Genomic DNA, 20,927 nt, shown 5'->3' on the forward strand with positions numbered 1-20,927 from the left:
AAGTGGAACAAGTCATGAGTGTTCCTAGAAACACGCCATTTTAATGGCGTTGTAGTTCATCAATAAGGGAATGGGTTGGATCTTGCGTGATTATGCGAAAACCAACCAAAATTGGGTGGAAAATTTCTTAAAAAACCATGAGAGTGACTTATCTAACTTAACCTGGCGCGAGGCCACAAAATACTTTTACGTAGAAAAAAACCAGATATAATGCCGTTTTTCAACGGGTAAGCCTTTAAATTATTATTAAAATACAAAATATGGTACAATGGTGATTAGAAGGCGCATGGTTAACTAGGAGGCTATATATGAGTATTAAAGTCACAGATGAAATGCAAGAACTAGTTGGAACTGAATTACGTCGTGGTACAAGTAAGTCGAGAATTGCATCATTATTAGATTTACCCTACGATGAGGCAGTAGAAGTTATTAATACTGTAAAAGAGTCTGTACGACCAGATATAGGAGACGAAATACGCTTCACCTTCCGTGAACGCAACATGGTAGGAAGAATTGAAAAATTATTAACAAACTCAGCAGTTGTTAAAATTTATTGGGATTATTCTGATGAAGAGATGCGAGAAATTTGCGAATCAAAAACAATTGTCAATTTTAAAGACATCGATGAGTATGTTAAAGTGCCTTCTAGCTAATACATACACGTATAAATAGTAAGAAAGAGAGTCGGGGTGAAAATCTCGGCTTTTTCTTTTTTTGTCCAATGACCATCACTAAAATGATGACGCATATGTGATGCAATGGGTATATAAAGTTTTTTGCTTGCTATCCATATTTCTATAAGCTAGGTGACTTGCTAATAGAAATAGCAATTTAGCAAAATTCCGGGTAAACTTTTATGAGGGATAAAAATGGAAAGATTTTTGACTACAAAATAAAAATGTATACGTCGCTATTGTTATTGGCATATATCTTGCTTATCATTTTATCAGCTGTATGGGTGACCAATTCACAATGTCAACCTTTCGCCAGTGTGTATATCGCTGCTAATATATCATATATCTGTATTGGTTATCTATTCTATCAGAAAGATTTTCTTAGCAAAAATCCGCAACAAAAATTTGTTGTGATGATTATTCTAGTGCAGCTTTTCCTCCATTTTGCCTTTGAGGCAATAGGTAATTTGTTTGCTATCTAAATAAGGCCAATTGATTGCCTTGTAAGCAACCAGTAATATACTAGAGAATATTGAAATAACAACAGGGATTTTAAAGGCTCTAAGACAAACATTTTTTTGTCTTAGAGCTTTTTTACGTATTTAGTTCTTTACTAGGAAAGCTAACTAGACTTTTGCGTGACAGAATCTTCTTTCTTCTTGTCCTTTATAGATAGCAGTATTTTTGAAGCTGATGATAGTAAGAAAATCCCAGTTTATTTTCTAGAGCAAGTAACCATCCGATTACCATCAAATCATTAGAATAAATAGTCGAAATACAATTTTTGTTTCACAAAAAATCAAGTTTTTAAGCGCCTGCCATAATCTTAAAGGCTTGAATACAAGTTTCGTAGCGCTTACAACGGATTTGTTTCTTAAAAATGAATAAACTAGTTTCGATAACTAGTTGACAAAGTTATATATATAATTTAATATCTCGTTATTGACTTTATTACATGTCAAACAAAATTAAACTTTATCGTATTCATAAATCGATATCCTTTTTATAGGGATAAGTGACCTAATATATGATTACGCAAATTATGGAGGAATATAAAATAATGACAACTTTTGAAAAAATCCAAGAATTAATCACTGAACAATTAGACTTAGAGGCTGGCGAAGTGAAAGCAACTACAAATATTCGTGAAGATATTGACGCTGACTCTTTAGACTTATTCCAAATCATTAATGACATCGAAGACGAATTCGATATCGAAATTGAAGATGAAGAAAAAATTAACACTGTTCAAGATTTAGTTGACTACGTAGAAGCAAACAAATAATTTCTGCCTACAAACTAGTCGATTAAGAGAGGAAGTAATCCTTTAGTGAAAACAGATTTTTGGGAACGCATAGGTGTTGAATACCCAATTATCCAAGGTGCTATGGCTTGGGTTGCCGATGCGGATTTAGCATCAGCAGTTTCCAATGCTGGGGGGATTGGTGTAATTGGTACTGGACATGACCGTGTAGACGTAGTACAAGCCAAAGTTGAAAAGATGCAACAATTAACAGATAAACCATTCGCTGTAAATGTCATGTTGTTAAATGAACATGTCGAGGAAGTGGTGGATTACATCTGTCAATCTGGTGTGAAGACAATTACAACTGGTGCTGGATCTCCAGGTAAATATATGGATAGATTCAACGCAGCGGGTATTTCAGTCATTCCAGTGGTCGCTTCTGTCGGACTTGCAAAACGTATGGAACGTGAAGGCGTGCATGGGGTGATTGTTGAGGGGATGGAATCAGGTGGTCACGTGGGGCGACAAACTACCATGGCTTTATTACCACAAGTAACAAAAGCTTTGGATATCCCAGTCATTGCGGCTGGTGGTATTGGTGACGGTCGAGGAATGGCAGCAGCACTTATGTTAGGTGCGGTTGGTATTCAAGTAGGGACACGTTTTGTTGTTGCAGATGAATCAAATGCCCATGATAACTTTAAAGAGCGTATCATTAAGGCAAAAGATATCGACACTGTATTAACTGGCGAATCTACTGGACATCCAGTCCGTGTATTACGGAACAAACTGACCAAAGAATATCTTAAAGTAGAAAAAGAAGAAGCAAGTAAGGCTAATCCTGATTGGGACAGACTTGAAGCGCTTGGATCAGGTGCTTTACGTCGTGCTGTTGTTGAAGGGAATTTAGACACGGGTTCATTTATGGCCGGCCAAATTGCCGGATTAGTGGATAAACGTGAAACAGTTTCAGAGATTATTCAATCATATATGACGGAATGTAAAGAAACAATTGCTGCTCGAGCAAGTGAATGGCTTTAAAGCTGAGAATTAAATTGACATATGTGAGCAGTGAGATGGTTTGTGCATTTCACTGCTTTTCTATTAAGAGGAGACGAACATGGCAATAGCTTTTTTATACGCTGGTCAAGGCGCACAGTATTCAGGGATGGGGCAAGACTTACTCAACCATCATCCTGAGATTGCAACTTACTTTGACAAAGCCTCAGAAGTTCTAGGCTATTCAATGAAAGACCTATGCTTTCAAGAAGATACAGAATTAAATCAAACAGAATACACACAACCCGCTATTTTAACCGTATCAACAGCCTTTGCAGCCCTTCTAAGGGAGGCAGGCATTACAGCCGACTACCTAGCTGGATTAAGCTTAGGCGAGTACACAGCCCTTGTTGAAGCGGGCGTATTGTCCTTTGAAGATGCGGTTGATTTAGTGAGCCATCGTGGTCGTTTCATGCAAGCAGCTGCGCCTGCAGGTGCCGGCAAAATGGTAGCCGTGATGAAAGCTGAACGCGCTTTAATAGAAGATATCTGCCAGCAAGTGCGCGAAGCTTCTGGTCAATACGTTGCACCAGCAAACTACAATACACCAAAGCAAATCGTAATCGGTGGTGACGCTTCGGCAGTAGATACTGCAGTTGCTAAGTTGACTGAAGCAGGCGTGAAGAAAATGGTGGAATTAAACGTTTCTGGTCCTTTCCACACGGCCTTATTATCACAAGCAAGTGACCAATTAGCTGATTATTTAGACAAATTTGATTTAAATCCATTAGCGGTACCAGTGATATCAAATACCACCGCTGTAGCTCATGTGGACGGGCAAGTGAAAGACTTATTGATCCAACAAGTGATGAAACCGGTCAAATGGTCAGATTCCATTGAATATCTTATTGCACAAGGTGTGGATACAGTCATTGAAATTGGCCCTGGTAAAACTTTATCTTCCTTTATGAAACAAATTAACAAAGAAATTAAAGTTTACCGAGTTGAAGATGAAGAGACCCTGCAGGCAACGATTGCAGGATTGAAAGGATAGCTTATGACAGAGAATACTCAAGAATTAAAGAAAACAGCCTTAATCACAGGCGGTAGTCGTGGAATCGGTGCAAGCATTGCTCATAAATTTGCAGACCAAGGCTACAACATTGTGATAGTTTCGCGTTCTGGCTCAACTGATGACCATATAAAAGCCTTAGAAAGTAAGGCTATCACTGTAAAAGATTTTAAAGGTGATGTTACGGATGCCGAATTTTCAAAAGAAATCATGACTTTCATCAAAGCAAATTTCCAAACCATCGATGTATTAGTGAATAATGCTGGTATTACCCGCGACACGCTACTAATGCGTATGAAAGAAGCAGATTTCGATGCAGTGATCGATATTAACTTAAAAGGGACATTCAATTTCATTCAAGCAGCTAGCAAACTAATGATGAAGCAACGTCAAGGTGCCATTATTAATATTGCATCAGTGATTGGTCAAATGGGTAACGTTGGTCAAGCTAACTATGCAGCTTCAAAAGCAGGGATTCTTGGTTTAACGAAGGCTGCAGCACGTGAATTAGGTATGCGTGGTGTCACAGTTAATGCCATTGCACCAGGCTACATTGAAACAGAAATGACAGATGAAATTCCAGAAAAAGCCAAAACGGCTATGCTGGAAAATATTCCTTTACAGAAACTTGGACAACCATCGGACATCGCTGAAGCCGTGTACTTCTTAGCTAACCAAAGCTATATCACAGGTACAACGCTTGATGTCAACGGTGGCTTGTATATGAATTAGGAGGCAATAAATATGACAAACAGAGTAGTCGTAACAGGTATGGGTGCTATTACACCTATCGGAAATGACGCAAAAACATTTTGGACCAATTTAAAAGCCGGCGAGCACGGCTTTGGGCCAATCACAAAATTTGATGCCAAAGATTTAAATGCGAAATTAGTGGCTGAAGTAAAAGACTTCAATCCAAAAGATTTCATGGACCGTAAAGAAGCAAAACGTATGGACTTATACAGTCAATACGCAGTAGCTGCAGCCATCGAAGCTGTTGCGGACGCGAATCTAGACGTTGAAAATGCTGACGTTGACCGTATCGGGGTTTACTTAGGTACTGGTATCGGTGGTATTCAAGAAATCGAAAAAGGTGTGTTAAAAATGCAAGATAAAGGGATCAAACGAGTGAATCCTTTATTCGTACCTGTTTCTATTTCAAATATGGGTGCTGCCAATATCTCTATGCACTTTGGCTTAAAAGGGCCAGCTTTAACTATGGTTACAGCTTGTGCTTCTGCTAACAATGCCATTGGTGAAGCTTTCCGTTATATTAAACATGGTTATGCAGATGTCATGATTGCTGGTGGTGCTGAAGGTGCGATTAACGAAATCGGTTTAGGTGGTTTCGACAACCTAACAGCGACAAGTGATTCAACTGATCCAAACCGCGCTTCAATCCCATTCGATAAGGACCGTAATGGTTTTGTGATGGGTGAAGGTGCTGGTATCTTGGTATTAGAATCCTTAGAATCAGCGCAAGCTCGTGGCGCAAACATCTATGCTGAAATTGGTGGTTACGGTTCTACTTCAGACGCTTACCACTTAACTGCGCCATCTGAAGATGGTTCTGGTGCAGCGAAAGCGATGTTAAACGCTTTAGAAGAAGGTAACATCGCTAAAGAAGAAGTTTCTTACATAAATGCTCACGGTACAAGTACTCCAGCAAATGATTCTTCTGAAACAGTTGCGATTAAACGTGCATTTGGTGAAGAATTGGCTTATAAAATTCCAGTTTCTTCTACAAAATCATCAGTTGGTCACTTACTAGGTGCTGCTGGTGCTGTTGAAGCCATTGCAAGTATCATGGCTATCCAAGATTCATTTATTCCAGCTACATTAGGCTACAAGAATCCAGATCCATTATGTGATTTAGATATCGTACCGAATGTTGGACGCGAACAAGAAGTAAACGTTGTTGTCAGCAACACTTTAGGTTTTGGTGGACACAACACAGTTATTGCCTTTAAAAAGGTTGGTGAATAAGGCTTGAAACACGAAGAAATTAAAGATTTAATCAGCCAGATTGATTCGTCTACGATTCAAGAATTTTCATTCCAAACACAAGCGGATTCTTTATATATTTCAAAAATTAAAGAACGCCAAACACAAACTGAAAACACTGTAAACACAAGCGCGAATCAACAAGCTACCACAAACGCAGAAGCTACACCTCCTGCAGTAGCCCAAGAGACGAAGAGTAAAGAAATCATAGCGCCTGCCACAGAAGCAGCAGCAACACCTAGTGCACCGGCCGCGCTAGCTGGCAAAACGATTGACAGTCCTTTAGTTGGTGTTGTTTATCTAGCTAAGAACCCTGATCAACCAGCCTTCAAGAAAGTAGGCGACAGCGTTGAAGCTGGTGAAACTGTTTGTATCGTTGAAGCGATGAAAGTGATGAACGAAATTCCAGCTGATATTTCTGGAACAGTCGTGAACGTCTTAGTTGAAGACGGCCAAATTGTTGAATTCGGCCAACCATTATTTGAAATTAGCGAATAATTATTCTAAAGGAGTATTAAAAAATGACTGAATATGCAGAACGTAAAGAACCTGTTCTAACAGCTATGCAGGTACAAGAAATCATCCCTAACCGTTTCCCAATCTCATTTGTGGACCGAGTGGATGAAATTATCCCAGGTGAAAAAGTTGTTGCCCGTAAAAACGTGACGATCAACGAAGAATTCTTTGTTGGTCACTTCCCAGGAAACCCTGTAATGCCTGGTGTTTTACAAGTAGAAACAATGGCACAAGTGGGCTCAATTCCATTATTATCTCAACCAGACTTTAAAAATAAAATCGCTTATTTAGCTGGTTTAAACAACGTGAAATTCCGTAAAAACGTTGTACCTGGTGACGTACTTGAAATCACAGTTGAAATTGTGAAATTGAAGAAACGTATGGGTATCGGTAAAGGAACTATCCGTAATGAATACGGCGAGGTTTGTTCAGAAGCAGAAATGACCTTTATCATTTCTAACGTAGATAAAGTCGACTAGTTTGCTGGTCCAACCTGAAATAGGGCGAACGGCATAGAATAAGAGGTATTTGATGATTAATAAAGTATTAATAGCGAATAGGGGCGAAATTGCCGTCCGCATTATTCGTACATGTATTGAATTGGGAATCGAAACAGTGGCTGTGTATTCAACCGCTGATAAGGATGCCCTACATGTGAAATTGGCTGACGAAGCAGTCTGCATCGGAGGGCCAAAATCAGTCGATTCTTATTTGAATATGCAAGCCATTCTTTCGGCAGCTGTGGTCACGAACGTGCAAGCTATCCACCCAGGTTTTGGTTTCCTAGCAGAAAACAGCAAATTTGCCAAATTATGCGCAGAAATGAATATTGAGTTTATCGGGCCAAGCCCAGAAGTGATTGACTTGATGGGGGACAAGCAAAATGCTAGAGATACCATGAATGCAGCCAAAGTACAGACCGTTCCTGGTTCTGATGGTATCTTGGAAAGTCCTGGAGCTGGAATTGAGATTGCCAAAAAAGTTGGCTACCCAGTCTTATTGAAAGCAACTTCTGGTGGTGGTGGTAAAGGGATGCGGATGGTATATGAAGAAAGCCATTTCGCAGATGCATACTATGAGGCATCACGTGAAGCAAAAAATGCTTTTGGTGATGATCGCTTATACATGGAGAAAGTTATTTTCCCAGCCCATCATATCGAGGTTCAAATCTTAGGGGATAAATTCGGCAACGTCATCCATTTAGGTGAACGTGAGTGTTCAATGCAACGGAACCATCAAAAGGTGATTGAAGAGACGCCAAGTCCCTTTATTACTGAAAAGACGCGGGCACAAGTGACTCAAGCAGCGGTTCGAGCGGCTGAGCAATTAAATTATGAATCTGCTGGTACCATTGAGTTTTTAGTGGATGCAGATCAAAATTATTATTTCATGGAAATGAATACGCGTATTCAAGTTGAACATCCAATTACGGAAATGGTTACGGGTGTTGATATTGTAGCTCAACAGCTACGGATTGCTTCTGGCTTACCTTTAGCCTATGAACAAAAAGACATTACCTTTACTGGTCATGCCTTGGAGTGCCGGATCAATGCAGAAATGCCAGAGAAAAACTTTATGCCATCTTCAGGTACGTTTGACTTTGCGCATTTTCCAGCGGGTGGTTTAGGTATTCGTGTGGATTCTGGTATTTATGCTGGCTACAAGTTGCCACCTTACTATGATTCTATGGTAGCGAAACTGATTACGCATGGTGATAATCGTCCACAAGCCATCAACCGTATGCTACGTGCGGTTTCAGAAATGACTATTAAGGGTGTGGCGACAAACCAACAATTCCAATACGACCTAATATTTGATGAGGCCTTTGTAAAAGGGAACTATACCAATGATTACCTGGAAGCTAAATTCTTACCTGAATGGGCGAAGAGTCATCAAGCATAAATTAGCACGAAAGAAAGTAGATGAATTATGGCATTAAAACGCAGAAAAGCATATATTCCTATGCCAGAGGAAGATCAAGCAAAATCGAGCTTGCCTACAGATCCAAATAACCAAGCCTTCGTGCCAGATGGCATGTGGCAAAAATGTCCGCAGTGTCACCAAACGATTCTAACGGATGACTTGGGTGCTGAAAAAATCTGTCCACATTGCCAATACCACTTTAGAATTTCATCTAGTGAGCGATTAGCAAACGTAGTGGACAAAGGCACTTTTGTTGAAATGTTTCAACTAAGGGATAACCGCAATGAAGATCCTCTTGGTTTTCCAAAGTATCTGGAAAAGAAAGAAAAAGCGCGCGCTACAACTGGTTTAGACGAAGCTGTCGTAACTGGTGTGGGCGAAATCTTCGGCTACCGAACTGCCATTGGTGTGATGGACTCATTTTTCATGATGGGGTCTATGGGGACTGGTTTAGGTGAGAAAATTAAAAACTTGTTCAACTATGCAACTGAACACCAGTTACCAGTCGTCCTGTTTACCGCTTCTGGTGGTGCCCGGATGCAAGAAGGAACACTGTCTTTAATGCAAATGGCTAAGATTTCCATTGCTGTTCAAAATCATTCTAAGGCTGGTTTATTATATATTCCCGTCTTAACTGACCCAACGACTGGTGGTGTAACGGCATCGTTTGCTATGGAGGGGGATATTACCATTGCTGAACCAGGGGCCTTAATCGGTTTCGCTGGTAAACGGGTAATTGAACAGACGATTAGACAACAATTGCCTGAAGGTTTCCAAACGGCAGAACACCAACTGCAACACGGTTTTATCGATATGATTGTTGAACGTTGGCGCCAAAAAATCGTAATTGCTGAGCTATTACAAATGCACGGTGTCGCTAAAGGAGGTGCTCGATTTGAGAGTTAGTATGAAACAATTATTAAAAACCGTTGAGCAACCTAATGCGAAAATTACGCAAAAAATCCCTGCAGAAGTGGTAACAGCTTCACGTGATATCAACCGATTAACCACGTCTGAATTGGCTAAGAAAATCTGTGACGTCTTTTATGAGATGCATGGTGACCGTCGTTATGGTGATGACGGCGCGATTGTTGGTGGTGTCGGACAAATTAATGGCCGCGCAGTTACAATTGTTGGAACTGAAAAAGGCCACTCGGTTCAAGAAAATATCAAGCGTAACTTTGGGTCGCCTCATGCTGAGGGTTACCGTAAAGCCATTCGTTTGTTTGAACAAGCTGAAAAATTCAACCGTCCGGTGATTACCATTGTTAATACTTCCGGCGCCTTTTGTGACGTTGAAGCAGAAGACCGGGGGATTGGACAAGCAATTGCTGAATCTATGCAAACAATGGCTGGCTTAACTGTACCAACTATCACGATTTTAATGGGTGAAGGTGGATCTGGTGGCGCGTTAGCCCTAGCTGTTTCAAATAAGGTATGGATGATGGAGAATGCCATGTATTCAGTCTTATCGCCAGAAGGGTTTGCAACAATTTTATGGAAAGACCCGAGTCGTGTACCTGAAGCTGCTGAATATATGAAATTCACGGCGCCTGACTTGCTGGATTTTAAGGTTATCGACCAAATTATCCCAGAGCATTACGGGAAAAAGGCTTTAGACCACGATGTTCAAGCACAATTGATTAAAGAAATGGTCTTGGAAGAATTTGACCAGCAATTGGCCATGTCAAAAGCAGATTTAATTGCTGCCAAAGAAGCACGCTTTAATCAATTCTAGTCAACTGACATCTTGAAAAAAACTACTATTGAAGGAAGGTGTGTCCTATGGTCGCATCTTCTTTTTTAATTATTGGATAAAAATTTTCATGGATATGATATTGTGATAAGATAGGCTTAGAAGGAAGGGCGTTTACAGCCTGCATTCCAACAGAAAATAAGATTTAAGAGGACCTACAATGAGAAACCAAGATAATGATTTTGAACGATCATTTAAATTAGATATTGAAGAAGCGATTCAGCGTATTAAAGCGGGCGAAATGAGTGAATCGCTTAAATTGTTGCTGATTGCCCGTAAGAAAAGAAAGAGTGTCGTTGATTTTAGAAATTATATCATCGGCGTTTTATATGAAGAAGAATTAGAAAATGATTTGGTGGATATTTTCTCATTATTGATAGAATTTTATGGCGAAGGGGTTATGGCTAATCCTGATTTAATCGATGTCGAGGCAGAAATTGACTGGAAGTCTTTCTACCAATTTGTACAAAAAGCTATTCAAGGACAAGTCAAATTGAACCTCCCTCAACATGGTCAAATGACACCTATTATGCAAATTATCATTGTGCCAGAAATGATGGAAAAGTTGGCCCAATTTGAGGCGACTTCAGATGATGATGCTAGTAATGTGGAGGTCTTACAAGGCCTACAAAAGTTATTCGACCAGTTAGTGGCCAGGGATAAACCCTTGACTATCCTTGAGAAGGCGCAGGTCAACCATCTGCTGGAATTGAGCGACAAGGTATCCATCGATAAATTGTTAAGTCTCTTAAATCGGGACCGGGATTTTGTCTTCCAATCGGATATTTTGCTTTATATTTTCCACCATCCACACGCAGACCAGGAAATTACTTTAACCAATGTCTACGATGAGACGACGACTATTTCACTCAGTGACTTATTTGAAATTGAAACCAATAGCCACTTCTTAGATTTGGTTTCCTATGTGGAGGAAGTTTATATCCATGAACCCTATCGAGTGGCCTATTTGATGGAGAATATTTATGATATATATACCGTCATGTACCCATTTGTCGATGATTTAAACCAAATTGACCCAGAAGATATGGTAGAAGCCATTGGCCAATTAATGGAAAATGGCGACCCACTTGCCATTGACAATCAAGTCGTACAAGATATTTATCAATATTGGTTTTATGAGTATATGCAGAACTTTGCGAGTTTTGAATAAGAAGATGTAATGGATGATTAAAGGGTGAGTGGATGTTAAAAATAGCCATAGACGGGTCAGTGGATGGGCAATTTGGGCCAGCAGGCGTTGGTATGGTCATTGTCCATGACGGGCAACAGCGACAAGAGAAATACCCTTTAAGTGGGGAAATGGACAACCATGAGGCCGAATTCCATGCCCTGCTATTATTGTTAGAAAAATTGCAGGCTGAAGGACTGAAGAATGAGTGGATCTTGTGTCAAACAGACTCCAAAATCGTCTTTGATGCCGTTAATAAGAGATTCCATAAACGCGACCCCTATAAAAGTTTGTTAAAGGCCATTTTAAATCAACTAGACCATTTTCCCATGTTTAATTTAAAATGGGTGCCGGACCAAGCCAATAGGGGGGCAGATAACTTAGCCCGTCAAGCCATGCACCAGGCCAAGAGAATAAGCAACCAGCAGGACTAATTAAGGGATAAATGCAGACCGTCAATCGCATAAACTGATTTTAAATTCGAATAACAGACACAAAAAAACCAGGTAGCAGGCGAATAAAGCCGTTTACCTGGTTTATTTATTATGATCGTAAATAACTTATTCTGCCTCTACTTTTTTAGGACGTGGTTTGCGCGCGCCCCAGTATTGGAATAGGTCAGTACGGATAGCCCCATTATATAATTTACGTTTCTTAGTAGCTTTCTCACCGTAGTATTCTTCAAAGGCTAAGTCAGACGTCAGGATGTATTTACTCCAAGTTTTCATTGGACGGTAAAGATCTCCCATTTGTTTGTATAACTTATGCACGTAATCTTCGTCATTCAAACGCTCACCATATGGTGGGTTGGCTACGATCACGCCGTATTCTTTTGTTGTTGTGAAGTCAGATAATTGCATTTGTTTGAATTCAATTTGATCCCCGACACCAGCTGCTTCTGCATTGGCTTTTGCGATTTCAATCATCCGGTGATCAATATCTGATCCCATGATATCTAATTGAATGTCATGACGGATAGCCGCTTTAGCCGCTTCGCGGGCTTTTGAATATTCGCGGTTATTGAAGATATCCCATTCCTCAGAAATGAAGGCGCGGTTAATCCCTGGGGCAATATTTTTCCCGATTAATGCTGCTTCAATGGTTAGGGTACCTGAACCGCATGTTGGATCGTAAAATGGCTTGTCAGGGAACCAGTTAGTTAATTTAACAAGAGCTGCAGCCATGTTTTCTTTAAGTGGTGCGCCACCTTTTTCAGTACGGTAACCACGCTTAAATAGGGAAGAGCCAGACGTATCAATAGTTATCAAGGCTTCGTCCTTGTGGATGCTTACTTCGATAGGGTATTTAGCGCCTGTTTCAGGTAGCATACCACGGCGGTGGTAGTGGTCGCTCAGACGGTTAACAATCGCTTTTTTCACGATTTTTTGCACGTTAGGAACAGAATGCAATTTTGAATTGACTGATTTACCTGATACTGGGAATTCTGCGTCCATTGGTAGAATGTCTTCCCAAGGGATGGCCTTAGTCGATTCAAACAATTGGTCGAAGGTGATGGCTTTGAAATCGCCCATGACGATTTTGATACGGTCCGCAGTCCGTAAGTTAATATTTGTGTGGGCTACGTCATCAAGACTTCCTTCAAAGCGGGCACGGCCATTTTCTACTTGGACCTCGTAACCCATGTCACGTAATTCTTTACCGACTAGGGCTTCAATCCCTGCGGCAGCTGTTGCGATAAGTGGATATTTTGTCATATTGTACTCCTTTTGGGTGGTAAGGCTTCGTCTTATATTTAAGACTATTTTACCATGATTTCATCTCAATAAAAAAAGGTTGGAAAAGAATCCAACCTTTTGCCTGTTTGTAAATTTCGATAAGCCATGTTCTGTTCCCCGATATTACAGGTTTAATACCGGTTCGGTAATCATCTGTCTACTAAATAATTAGTCTCTTATTCCGTTTGTTTCCAGTCAAAGAGCGCCCCTACCAATGTTTGGGTTGCTCGCTCGAGGGGTTTACCGCGTTCCATTCAACTACTTTCATAGTTGACTCGTCTCTGTGGCACTTTCAAACTTACTAGCACATAGTCCAAAGACCTTAGTGGGTTCAGTTGCCGTCAAATTAATGCTTTAGCTTATTTTTTCGCTAAACACGAACACTACAAGCGTTGCAGCTTGTGCGAGCATGGACTTTCCTCAAGTATAAATATATACCCGCGATTACCTGAAATTTACAACTTCTAATGATAACACGAAAGTGATCAAATGACTAGTTATTTTCAAAAATAATAGTATGATCTTTCGTATCGTCTTCGTTCTCTTCGCTAGCATCTACTGTATTTTCGGCTTTGGCGTTTTGGCCACCGAATACAGCTTTTTCTAACTTAGACAAGCGACGTAGAATATCGTAGTTGGTTGTACCTTTTGATTGAGGTACTGTTGTAGATTTTGAGCGTTGGTTAGTGGCTTGGCGTCCACTTTCACTTGTACCAGTTGAGTGTTTTGCACGTTCTAACTCATTCTTAAGTGAGGCAATTTCTTTTTCATATGACTCATAGTCACGAATAATTAAATCTAAGAATTCGTCTACTTCCTCTGTGTTGAATCCACGAAGGGCAGGTTTAAATTCTTTCTGTAAAATATCTTTTGTCGTCAAGTTACGATCAGCCATTTAAATAACACCTCATCATTTATATTTCTAAGTTCTATTATAGCATAGCTTTCATTATTTGTAATAAATGTAATATAATAATAGTTTAAGATTCTATCAAATTCAACAGCAAGCATTAGTCTAATTTAAACCATCAGAACATTGGCGCGGTAGTTATTTTCGTGTGGGTATATTATAATAATTAAAAAAGACGAAAGTGGGGAATCAACAGATGCAAACCGTATACACTTTTCTTGAAGAAACGTTAGAGAATAGCCATATTGATATTCCTTGGCGTTTATCCTATGTATCAGTATCCAAACAGGTGGTATTGCAAACATATCTGCCAGTGGTCGCCAATGAAGAAATCACTTTTTTAGACAAAAATAACCAGCCTTTAGAAGACATCGATTACTTAGAATTGAAGTTTATTTTTACAGCTGACCACCGTGTTAATGAAACAGAGAGTGGGATTTTTATCATTCAACCAAAAGACACTGAACACTTTCAAAAAGGGCACTTAGATATTCTAGCACAAGAAATTAGCCATCTTTTATATGAAGCCCGCTTGCAAATTAAAGAATTAATTAAAGGGGAAAGAATGGCGGTTGATTTGAAATGGCAAGCAGAAGAAATGGACCAAATGATCACAACAAGGAGAGCCATTAAGCGCTATGACGATAGCTTATTATATTTAGGAGATGATACGAATGACTTGGTATGAGTTAATAATTGAAACAGACAATAAAAGTGAAAACCTATTAACCGAAATTTTGTGGGGCTTAGACTCTGCTGGGGTGTCCATCAAAGACGAGCAAGACTATATTGACTGGTCAGATGACGGCTTTGGTTCAGTGAAGAATGACCAGCCGGCACCAGGGTCATATGAAGTTCACCCGGTAGTTTTAGGTTACTTTTCAGATGATAAAAATATCGAAGACATCATCTCTGAAATCAAAACCTACCAAGCAAACTACAATAAGGAATTAGCGGCAGATCAACAAATTGTCATCCATGACATCCGCTATAGTCCCCTAGAAGATAAGGACTGGGAAACAGCTTGGCAGGCTTACTATGAACCAATCCATGTATCGCGCTTTATGGATATTGTGCCAATTTGGGAGAAAGACGATCAAGTAGCTGATCCGAAGAAAACCACTTTATTCCTAGATCCAGGTATGGCCTTTGGGACCGGTTCACATGAAACCACTAAGCTGGCATTACGTTTACTGGAAATCGCTATGGCTGGCGGGGAAGATGTCATTGATGTGGGGACTGGGTCTGGTGTCTTAGCCATCGCTGCGAAGAAATTAGGCGCTAATGACGTCGCTGCTTATGATTATGATGGGTCAATTTTAGATATTACCCGCAATAATTTTGCTTTAAATGACGTAGAAGACGCTATTTCCGTTGCCCAAAACAACATCCTAAACGACATCGATACTCAAGTGGATATTATCACAGCCAATATCCTATTTGAAATCCTGGAACCCCTGATCCCGCAAGCTTACACTAACTTAAAAGCAGATGGGCAATTGGTGCTATCAGGTATTTTCCATGACAAGAAAGACGACATGTTGGCCTTACTTGCCGCCAATGATTTTACCGTTGAAATCGTTATGAACATGGGTGAATGGTACGGTATTTTAGCCCATAAAGGAAAAGATTAAGATGCAAAGATACTTTATCGAAGAGGAAACCGCCCAATTAAATGACCAAATTGAGATGGATAAAGACGCCTACCATCATATGATTAACGTTATGCGGATGCAGATTGGGGACCAGGTAATTCTAGTCACCCAAACTGAACAAGTATTTATCGGTGAACTTGTTTCTGATGAAGGGAAAAGTGCAGTCCTTCGCCTAGTTGAATTGCGGGAAGAAAATAAAGAAATCCCGGTCGAAACCACACTCTTTGTCGGCCTACCTAAGGGAGACAAGCTTGATTTAATCGTACAAAAGGCGACCGAATTAGGGGTCCGTCATATTGTGCCAGTTGCCATGCGGTATTCCGTCACTAAATGGGACCAAAAGAAAGCGGGCAAAAAAATTGACCGTTTGAAAAAGATTGCCAAGGAAGCTGCTGAGCAATCTCATAGAACTTTTGTCCCAACCGTCGAAGAATTGCATAGTGTTAGCATGTTAAAAAATAGACTGGGCGAATTTGACCAAGTTTGCGTGGCTTATGAAGAGGTTGCCAAGTCGGGTGAAGCGGCCCTTTTGGCAAAGACTTATGCATCGCTAAAAGCTAAGGACCGTATTGCCTTCATTACCGGACCTGAAGGGGGCATTCATCCAGATGAAATCGTCGAATTCACTGACGGATTCGACCATGTGCATTTGTGCGGGTTAGGGCCACGGATTTTACGGACAGAAACAGCACCCTTATATTTATTATCAAGTCTGTCATTTGCAACAGAACTATTAGGTGACTAACAAAGGTTTGATAGGGTTTCTAGTCCATTTATATGGTAAGATAGGAGAAATATACAATCTAAATATTGATGCCAACCATATAAGTTATATCAAGGAAAGTAGGTGGTAACATGCCAAATAAAAAGAATTATACAAAAGCAGAAGTTTTAGCCTTATGTGCTAGCTACATGTCTGAAGCGAGGGTGGACTATGTCCAAAAGGCAGCAGACTTTGCTGAACGCGCACATATTGAGCAAATCAGAAAATCAGGCGAGCCTTACTTTGTCCACCCAGTTCAAGTAGCAGGTATTTTAGCCGAATTGAAAATGGACCCGGATACAGTCATTACTGGGTTCTTGCATGATGTTGTGGAAGATACCGGTATCTCATTAGACGATATCGCCTACTTCTTCTCACCGACAATTGCCACCCTAGTAGATGGCGTCACCAAATTAGGGAAATTTAAATATAAATCACATGAAGAGCAATTAGCTGAGAACCACCGTAAAATGTTGTTAGCTATGGCCAACGATTTACGGGTCATCATGGTGAAATTAGCCGACCGTTTGCATAATATGCGGACGCTAAAATGGCATAAGCCAGAGAAGCAAGTGATTATCTCTACAGAAACGTTAGAAATTTACGCTCCCCTAGCTGACCGTTTAGGTATGAACCAGATTAAATGGGAACTAGAAGATACAGCACTTCGCTATATGGATCCAGAATCGTATTACTCAATCGTTCAATTAGTAGATTCAAAACGCGACGAGCGGGCAGAATTTATTCAAACGACAATTGACGAATTGGAATCACAAGTAGAGGGAGCTATTACTGGTAAGTTTGAAATTTACGGTCGACCTAAACACATTTATTCTATTTACCGGAAGATGAAAGACCAAGGCAAAGAATTCGACCAGATTTTTGATCTGCAAGCTATCCGGGTGTTAGTGGAATCTGTTCGTGACTGTTATGCAGTACTTGGGATTGTCCATACTAATTGGAAGCCATTGCCAGGCCGATTTAAAGACTACATTGCCATGCCAAAAGCCAACATGTACCAGTCAATCCATACGACGGTTGTCGGTAACCAGCCAAGTCCAGTAGAAGTGCAAATTAGAACCTACGAAATGCACGAGGTTGCTGAGTACGGGGTTGCCGCGCATTGGGCTTACAAAATGGGTAACCATGAAAAGGTGGAGGCTTCACCTTTAGACGCCCAGCTAGATTGGTTTAACCAAATTGCAGAGTTGCAGGACGAATCTAAAGATGCCACCGATTTCATGGAAAGCGTGAAAGAGGACATTTTCCAAGATAATGTCTATGTATTCACCCCAACTGGCGACGTGACTGAATTACCAGCGGGTTCCTACCCATTAGACTTCGCTTACTCAATTCACTCAGAAGTCGGGAATAAGACGATTGGAGTTAAGGTTAACGGCAAGATTGAACCTTTGAATTACCAATTGAAAAATGGTGACATCGTGGAAATTCTAACGTCACCGAATTCGGCAGGTCCATCGCGTGACTGGGTAAACTTGGTGAAAACTTCGCGGGCCCGCAACCGTATCAAACGATTCTTTAAATTGAAGGACCGTGACCAAGCGGTAGAACAAGGTCGACATGCCCTTGAAGAAACCCTTGATAATCTAGGTTTCAAATTAAAAGATGTCTACAAAAAAGAGGATATCAGTAAAACATTAGACCGGTTCAACTTCTCGACTGAAGAAGACTTGTTTGCGGCGATTGGCTTTGGCGAATTATCATCAACTGCAGTCGCTAACCGTTTAACTGAGCGGGAACGCCGGTTACGTGCAGCTGAGAAGAACAGGGAATCTGTTGAAGAGACCCTGAAAGAATCAGGCGAACAGAAGAAACTCAGCAAGACTCAAAAGCAATCTAGTCATGTGCGCCGTAAAGCTTCTAAATCTAGTTCTGGTGTCATTGTTGAAGGTTTGGATTCACTCCTAGTCCGTCTAGCCCATTGTTGTAATCCTGTACCAGGAGACGATATTGTGGGGTATATCACTAAAGGGAGAGGAGTTTCCGTCCACCGCAGAGACTGTAAGAATGTGCAGGTCCCTGAGGATGAACAAGACCGCTTGATTCCAGTTGAGTGGGAAGATGCCAGCAAGAATGTGGACAACCAATATGAAGTGGAAATTGTGGTTGAAGGTGAAGACCGGTCTGGCTTCTTAAATGAAGTGCTACAGATCATTACACCGATTGCCGGATCAGTCACTAATATTAACGGGAACGTGAACCATGACGATAACTCTGTTAAAGTGAGACTACGTTTTGTCATCCAAAATGTCAACCAACTGGATAAGGTTATCGACCGGGTGAAAAATATACCGGATGTTTATTCGGTTGCCCGTGCTAAAGAATAAAGTAAAAATTGATAGTAATGAGCAATTTAATGGAGGGTTTGGATGCGAATTATCGTGCAAAGAGTTAGCCAAGCTAACGTTGCCATCGATGAAAAAGTTGTTGGTGAAATTAATAAAGGGTTTGTGCTTTTAGTAGGCGTTCATGATGATGACACGGTGGAAACGGTGGCATATATGGCTAGGAAGATCGCTAATATGCGGATTTTCGCTGACGAGGATGATAAATTGAACCTAAACATCGACCAGGTGTCAGGTGAGATATTATCTATTTCGCAATTTACTCTTTATGCCAGAACTAAAAAAGGTAACCGCCCATCATTTATCGATGCCGCCAAACCAGACCATGGCGATAAAATGTATCAACTATTGAATAAAACATTACGCAATGAGTATGGGTTAAAGGTTGCTGAAGGTGAATTTGGTGCCGATATGCAGGTATCACTAGTCAATGACGGTCCAGTGACCATCATATTAGACTCGGATGAAGCTTAGAATGAAGCTCAATTAGATTAATTAGATTAAACAGAAAAAATACCGATTGCTAGAGAATTTCCGGCAATCGGTATTTTTCTTATTTTGGCATCAATGCCTAAAAATCAATTATTGGTAGTAAATCACTAAAGCGTTGTAAATGGCGTCGGCAACTTGGTTCCAGTATTCTTCTTGACTGAATACGGCCACGTCACTCGGTGTTGACATGTATCCAAGTTCTAGTAGGACACCTTCGCCAGCTAAGTCCCGGATGACTTGGAAGTCACCGAATTTAACACCGTTAGATTCTAATGGTAATTGTTCCATTAATTGAGCTTGAATCTCTTGGGCTACTGGGATGGAATCATCGCCGTAGTAGTAAGCTGTTGTGCCGGATGCACCTGTTGATTCAATTGCATCATAGTGGAAGGAAATCAATAGGTCAGCATTTGCTTGGTTGGCTGTATATGGAATATCAGCTAAAGCAACATCTGAATCATCATCTCGGGTTAAAATCATATTTACGCCGGCTGCTTCAAGTTTTTCCTTAACGGTTAGAGCAGTTTGTAAGGTGACTTCTTTTTCATATAGACCGTCTGTTACAGCACCTGGGTCGATACCACCGTGACCTGGGTCTAATACAATGGTCCGGCCAGCTAATGTACTGGTTGCTTCCGCTGCTTGTGCCTTATCTACCATGGCAGTTGAATCAGTTTCTGATAACCAGTTAACGATATAACCCTCTGTACCATCGACTGAACGTACATGGTAGTATTCATTTTCTTGACCAAGGTAGGCAAACTGTTCGTTCAAGGCACCTTTAACTAAGATTTCCGAATCTTTATTGGCTTCGCTACGAATATTTACGCCATCAGCAGTTGCTTTGACAGTGAAGTCGTAATCAGATAGAAATTCATCGTAAGTTGATTGTTCTTCTTCTGTAATTTCAGTATCTTCCTCGTAGGCAATTGTTCCTGGTGTCACATCGATTTCTGTTTGTTTCACCCAACCAATTTCACCAGAAAGTTGAATTTGGGCCCAACCATCCGCTTGGTGTAAGATTTGGTATTTTGAATTCTTTTCGGCAGATGTTAAGACCGTCGCGTCCTCTGAGTTTTCTTCGTAGATTTGAATATCATCTATTAAGGTTGTGGCAATGAAATCAGAGGAATCGATATCTTGGTTATCAGCTAACCAAGTTGGTATCCAACCTACTTCATTGTTATCGAGTAGGACATAGTACCAATTATTTTCTTGTCTGAGTATTCGATAAGGATTATTGCCGTCAAGTTGGTCTTTAATATCATAAGTTATCCCAGGTCCTTCACGAAGGTTGACAACATTGGTAGACAGTTCTTTATAGGATGCTTTGTTGTATTGATACAATTGTAATGAGGAGAAACCAACGATTCCTGTTACAAAAATAAGGTAAAGTAGATAGACTACTTTATTTTGTTGGAAGTGGTTCTCAAAATGTTCTGTCAATTCGCTTACACCTCAGTAGTCCACCGGAAATTCCGGTAGAAAAAGTTTATATTTTAACTAAAATTTGGCATTATTATAATTCAGTTTACCTTTCTTGTGATAAATGAACAACTAGAAAATATACTATCTTGACACTTTTTTTGTTTTGATATAAGATAAGGGATGAATGATCCAATGAAA

Annotated in this window: 22 protein-coding genes and 1 other RNA gene; 19 read left to right on the forward strand and 4 right to left on the reverse strand. The window is 40.3% G+C overall.

What is annotated here, in order from left to right:
- The first annotated feature begins 58 nt into the window (after nt 1–58).
- The 14 genes from AC973_RS09650 to AC973_RS05000 all read left to right on the forward strand — a co-directional run bounded on the left by AC973_RS09650 (nt 59) and on the right by AC973_RS05000 (nt 11,813).
- Entirely contained in the window at nt 59–211 is a 153-nt protein-coding gene (locus AC973_RS09650; RefSeq protein WP_286131753.1) for a DNA alkylation repair protein, read from the forward strand.
- 97 nt (nt 212–308) lie between these two features.
- Nucleotides 309–653, forward strand: a complete 345-nt coding sequence (locus tag AC973_RS04935) for a hypothetical protein (protein ID WP_003142778.1) — start codon at nt 309–311, stop codon at nt 651–653.
- A gap of 1,081 nt (nt 654–1,734) precedes the next feature.
- Complete coding sequence (locus tag AC973_RS04945; protein WP_003142776.1) at nt 1,735–1,959, forward strand: acyl carrier protein; 225 nt, start codon at nt 1,735–1,737, stop codon at nt 1,957–1,959.
- A gap of 45 nt (nt 1,960–2,004) precedes the next feature.
- A complete protein-coding gene (locus tag AC973_RS04950; protein WP_048728054.1) occupies nt 2,005–2,961 on the forward strand; it encodes a nitronate monooxygenase in 957 nt (318 codons plus the stop codon).
- A gap of 79 nt (nt 2,962–3,040) precedes the next feature.
- A complete protein-coding gene (gene fabD, locus AC973_RS04955) occupies nt 3,041–3,973 on the forward strand; it encodes an ACP S-malonyltransferase (RefSeq protein ID WP_048728058.1) in 933 nt (310 codons plus the stop codon).
- Nucleotides 3,974–3,976: 3 nt separating this feature from the next.
- Complete coding sequence (gene fabG, locus AC973_RS04960) at nt 3,977–4,723, forward strand: 3-oxoacyl-[acyl-carrier-protein] reductase (protein WP_048728060.1); 747 nt, start codon at nt 3,977–3,979, stop codon at nt 4,721–4,723.
- Nucleotides 4,724–4,735: 12 nt separating this feature from the next.
- Nucleotides 4,736–5,977, forward strand: a complete 1,242-nt coding sequence (gene fabF / locus AC973_RS04965; protein ID WP_026465985.1) for a beta-ketoacyl-ACP synthase II — start codon at nt 4,736–4,738, stop codon at nt 5,975–5,977.
- Nucleotides 5,978–5,980: 3 nt separating this feature from the next.
- Nucleotides 5,981–6,493 carry an acetyl-CoA carboxylase biotin carboxyl carrier protein gene (gene accB / locus AC973_RS04970; RefSeq protein WP_048728063.1) on the forward strand — a complete coding sequence of 171 codons (513 nt, stop codon included), beginning with the start codon at nt 5,981–5,983 and terminating at the stop codon, nt 6,491–6,493.
- A gap of 23 nt (nt 6,494–6,516) precedes the next feature.
- Nucleotides 6,517–6,990 carry a 3-hydroxyacyl-ACP dehydratase FabZ gene (fabZ, locus tag AC973_RS04975; RefSeq protein ID WP_003142766.1) on the forward strand — a complete coding sequence of 158 codons (474 nt, stop codon included), beginning with the start codon at nt 6,517–6,519 and terminating at the stop codon, nt 6,988–6,990.
- A 52-nt stretch (nt 6,991–7,042) separates the two neighbouring features.
- Nucleotides 7,043–8,413 (forward strand): acetyl-CoA carboxylase biotin carboxylase subunit, encoded by a 1,371-nt coding sequence (accC, locus tag AC973_RS04980; RefSeq protein ID WP_048728066.1) that lies wholly within the window; start codon nt 7,043–7,045, stop codon nt 8,411–8,413.
- Nucleotides 8,414–8,440: 27 nt separating this feature from the next.
- Complete coding sequence (accD, locus tag AC973_RS04985) at nt 8,441–9,340, forward strand: acetyl-CoA carboxylase, carboxyltransferase subunit beta (protein ID WP_048728067.1); 900 nt, start codon at nt 8,441–8,443, stop codon at nt 9,338–9,340.
- A gap of 1 nt (nt 9,341) precedes the next feature.
- A complete protein-coding gene (gene accA, locus AC973_RS04990) occupies nt 9,342–10,172 on the forward strand; it encodes a carboxyltransferase subunit alpha (protein ID WP_048728068.1) in 831 nt (276 codons plus the stop codon).
- Between the two features lie 178 nt (nt 10,173–10,350).
- A complete protein-coding gene (locus AC973_RS04995; RefSeq protein WP_048728071.1) occupies nt 10,351–11,361 on the forward strand; it encodes a hypothetical protein in 1,011 nt (336 codons plus the stop codon).
- A 32-nt stretch (nt 11,362–11,393) separates the two neighbouring features.
- Entirely contained in the window at nt 11,394–11,813 is a 420-nt protein-coding gene (locus AC973_RS05000; RefSeq protein WP_048728073.1) for a ribonuclease HI family protein, read from the forward strand.
- Between the two features lie 126 nt (nt 11,814–11,939).
- Here AC973_RS05000 and AC973_RS05005 read toward each other — a convergent pair whose 3' ends face one another.
- The 3 genes from AC973_RS05005 to gpsB all read right to left on the reverse strand — a co-directional run bounded on the left by AC973_RS05005 (nt 11,940) and on the right by gpsB (nt 14,010).
- Nucleotides 11,940–13,094 carry a THUMP domain-containing class I SAM-dependent RNA methyltransferase gene (locus AC973_RS05005; RefSeq protein ID WP_026465993.1) on the reverse strand — a complete coding sequence of 385 codons (1,155 nt, stop codon included), beginning with the start codon at nt 13,092–13,094 and terminating at the stop codon, nt 11,940–11,942.
- 115 nt (nt 13,095–13,209) lie between these two features.
- An RNA gene (rnpB, locus tag AC973_RS09525) (RNase P RNA component class B) lies at nt 13,210–13,571 on the reverse strand.
- A 37-nt stretch (nt 13,572–13,608) separates the two neighbouring features.
- Nucleotides 13,609–14,010, reverse strand: a complete 402-nt coding sequence (gpsB, locus tag AC973_RS05010) for a cell division regulator GpsB (RefSeq protein ID WP_026465994.1) — start codon at nt 14,008–14,010, stop codon at nt 13,609–13,611.
- A gap of 211 nt (nt 14,011–14,221) precedes the next feature.
- Here gpsB and AC973_RS05015 point away from each other — a divergent pair, with 211 nt between their 5' ends.
- The 5 genes from AC973_RS05015 (at nt 14,222) to dtd (ending at nt 19,283) form a co-directional block, all read left to right on the forward strand.
- Complete coding sequence (locus tag AC973_RS05015; protein WP_048728078.1) at nt 14,222–14,713, forward strand: hypothetical protein; 492 nt, start codon at nt 14,222–14,224, stop codon at nt 14,711–14,713.
- Nucleotides 14,700–15,659: a 50S ribosomal protein L11 methyltransferase gene (gene prmA / locus AC973_RS05020; protein ID WP_048728081.1), complete on the forward strand. Its 960-nt coding sequence runs from the start codon at nt 14,700–14,702 to the stop codon at nt 15,657–15,659. Before AC973_RS05015 ends, prmA begins: the two co-directional genes overlap by 14 nt.
- Nucleotide 15,660: 1 nt before the next feature.
- The gene (locus tag AC973_RS05025; RefSeq protein ID WP_048728084.1) at nt 15,661–16,425 is read left to right on the forward strand and encodes a 16S rRNA (uracil(1498)-N(3))-methyltransferase; all 765 of its coding nucleotides are present in this window, start codon (nt 15,661–15,663) and stop codon (nt 16,423–16,425) included.
- Between the two features lie 110 nt (nt 16,426–16,535).
- Entirely contained in the window at nt 16,536–18,791 is a 2,256-nt protein-coding gene (locus AC973_RS05030) for a RelA/SpoT family protein (RefSeq protein ID WP_048728087.1), read from the forward strand.
- A gap of 42 nt (nt 18,792–18,833) precedes the next feature.
- Nucleotides 18,834–19,283, forward strand: a complete 450-nt coding sequence (gene dtd / locus AC973_RS05035) for a D-aminoacyl-tRNA deacylase (protein WP_048728089.1) — start codon at nt 18,834–18,836, stop codon at nt 19,281–19,283.
- Nucleotides 19,284–19,391: 108 nt separating this feature from the next.
- Here the strand turns inward: dtd and AC973_RS05040 are convergent, their stop codons facing one another.
- On the reverse strand, nt 19,392–20,747 hold the full coding sequence (locus AC973_RS05040; RefSeq protein WP_048728092.1) for an N-acetylmuramoyl-L-alanine amidase: 1,356 nt from the start codon (nt 20,745–20,747) through the stop codon (nt 19,392–19,394).
- Nucleotides 20,748–20,927: the final 180 nt, after the last annotated feature.

This window comes from Carnobacterium sp. 1290_CSPC, assembly GCF_001053265.1.
In the GTDB taxonomy this organism is placed as follows: Bacteria; Bacillota; Bacilli; order Lactobacillales; family Aerococcaceae; genus Aerococcus; species Aerococcus urinaeequi.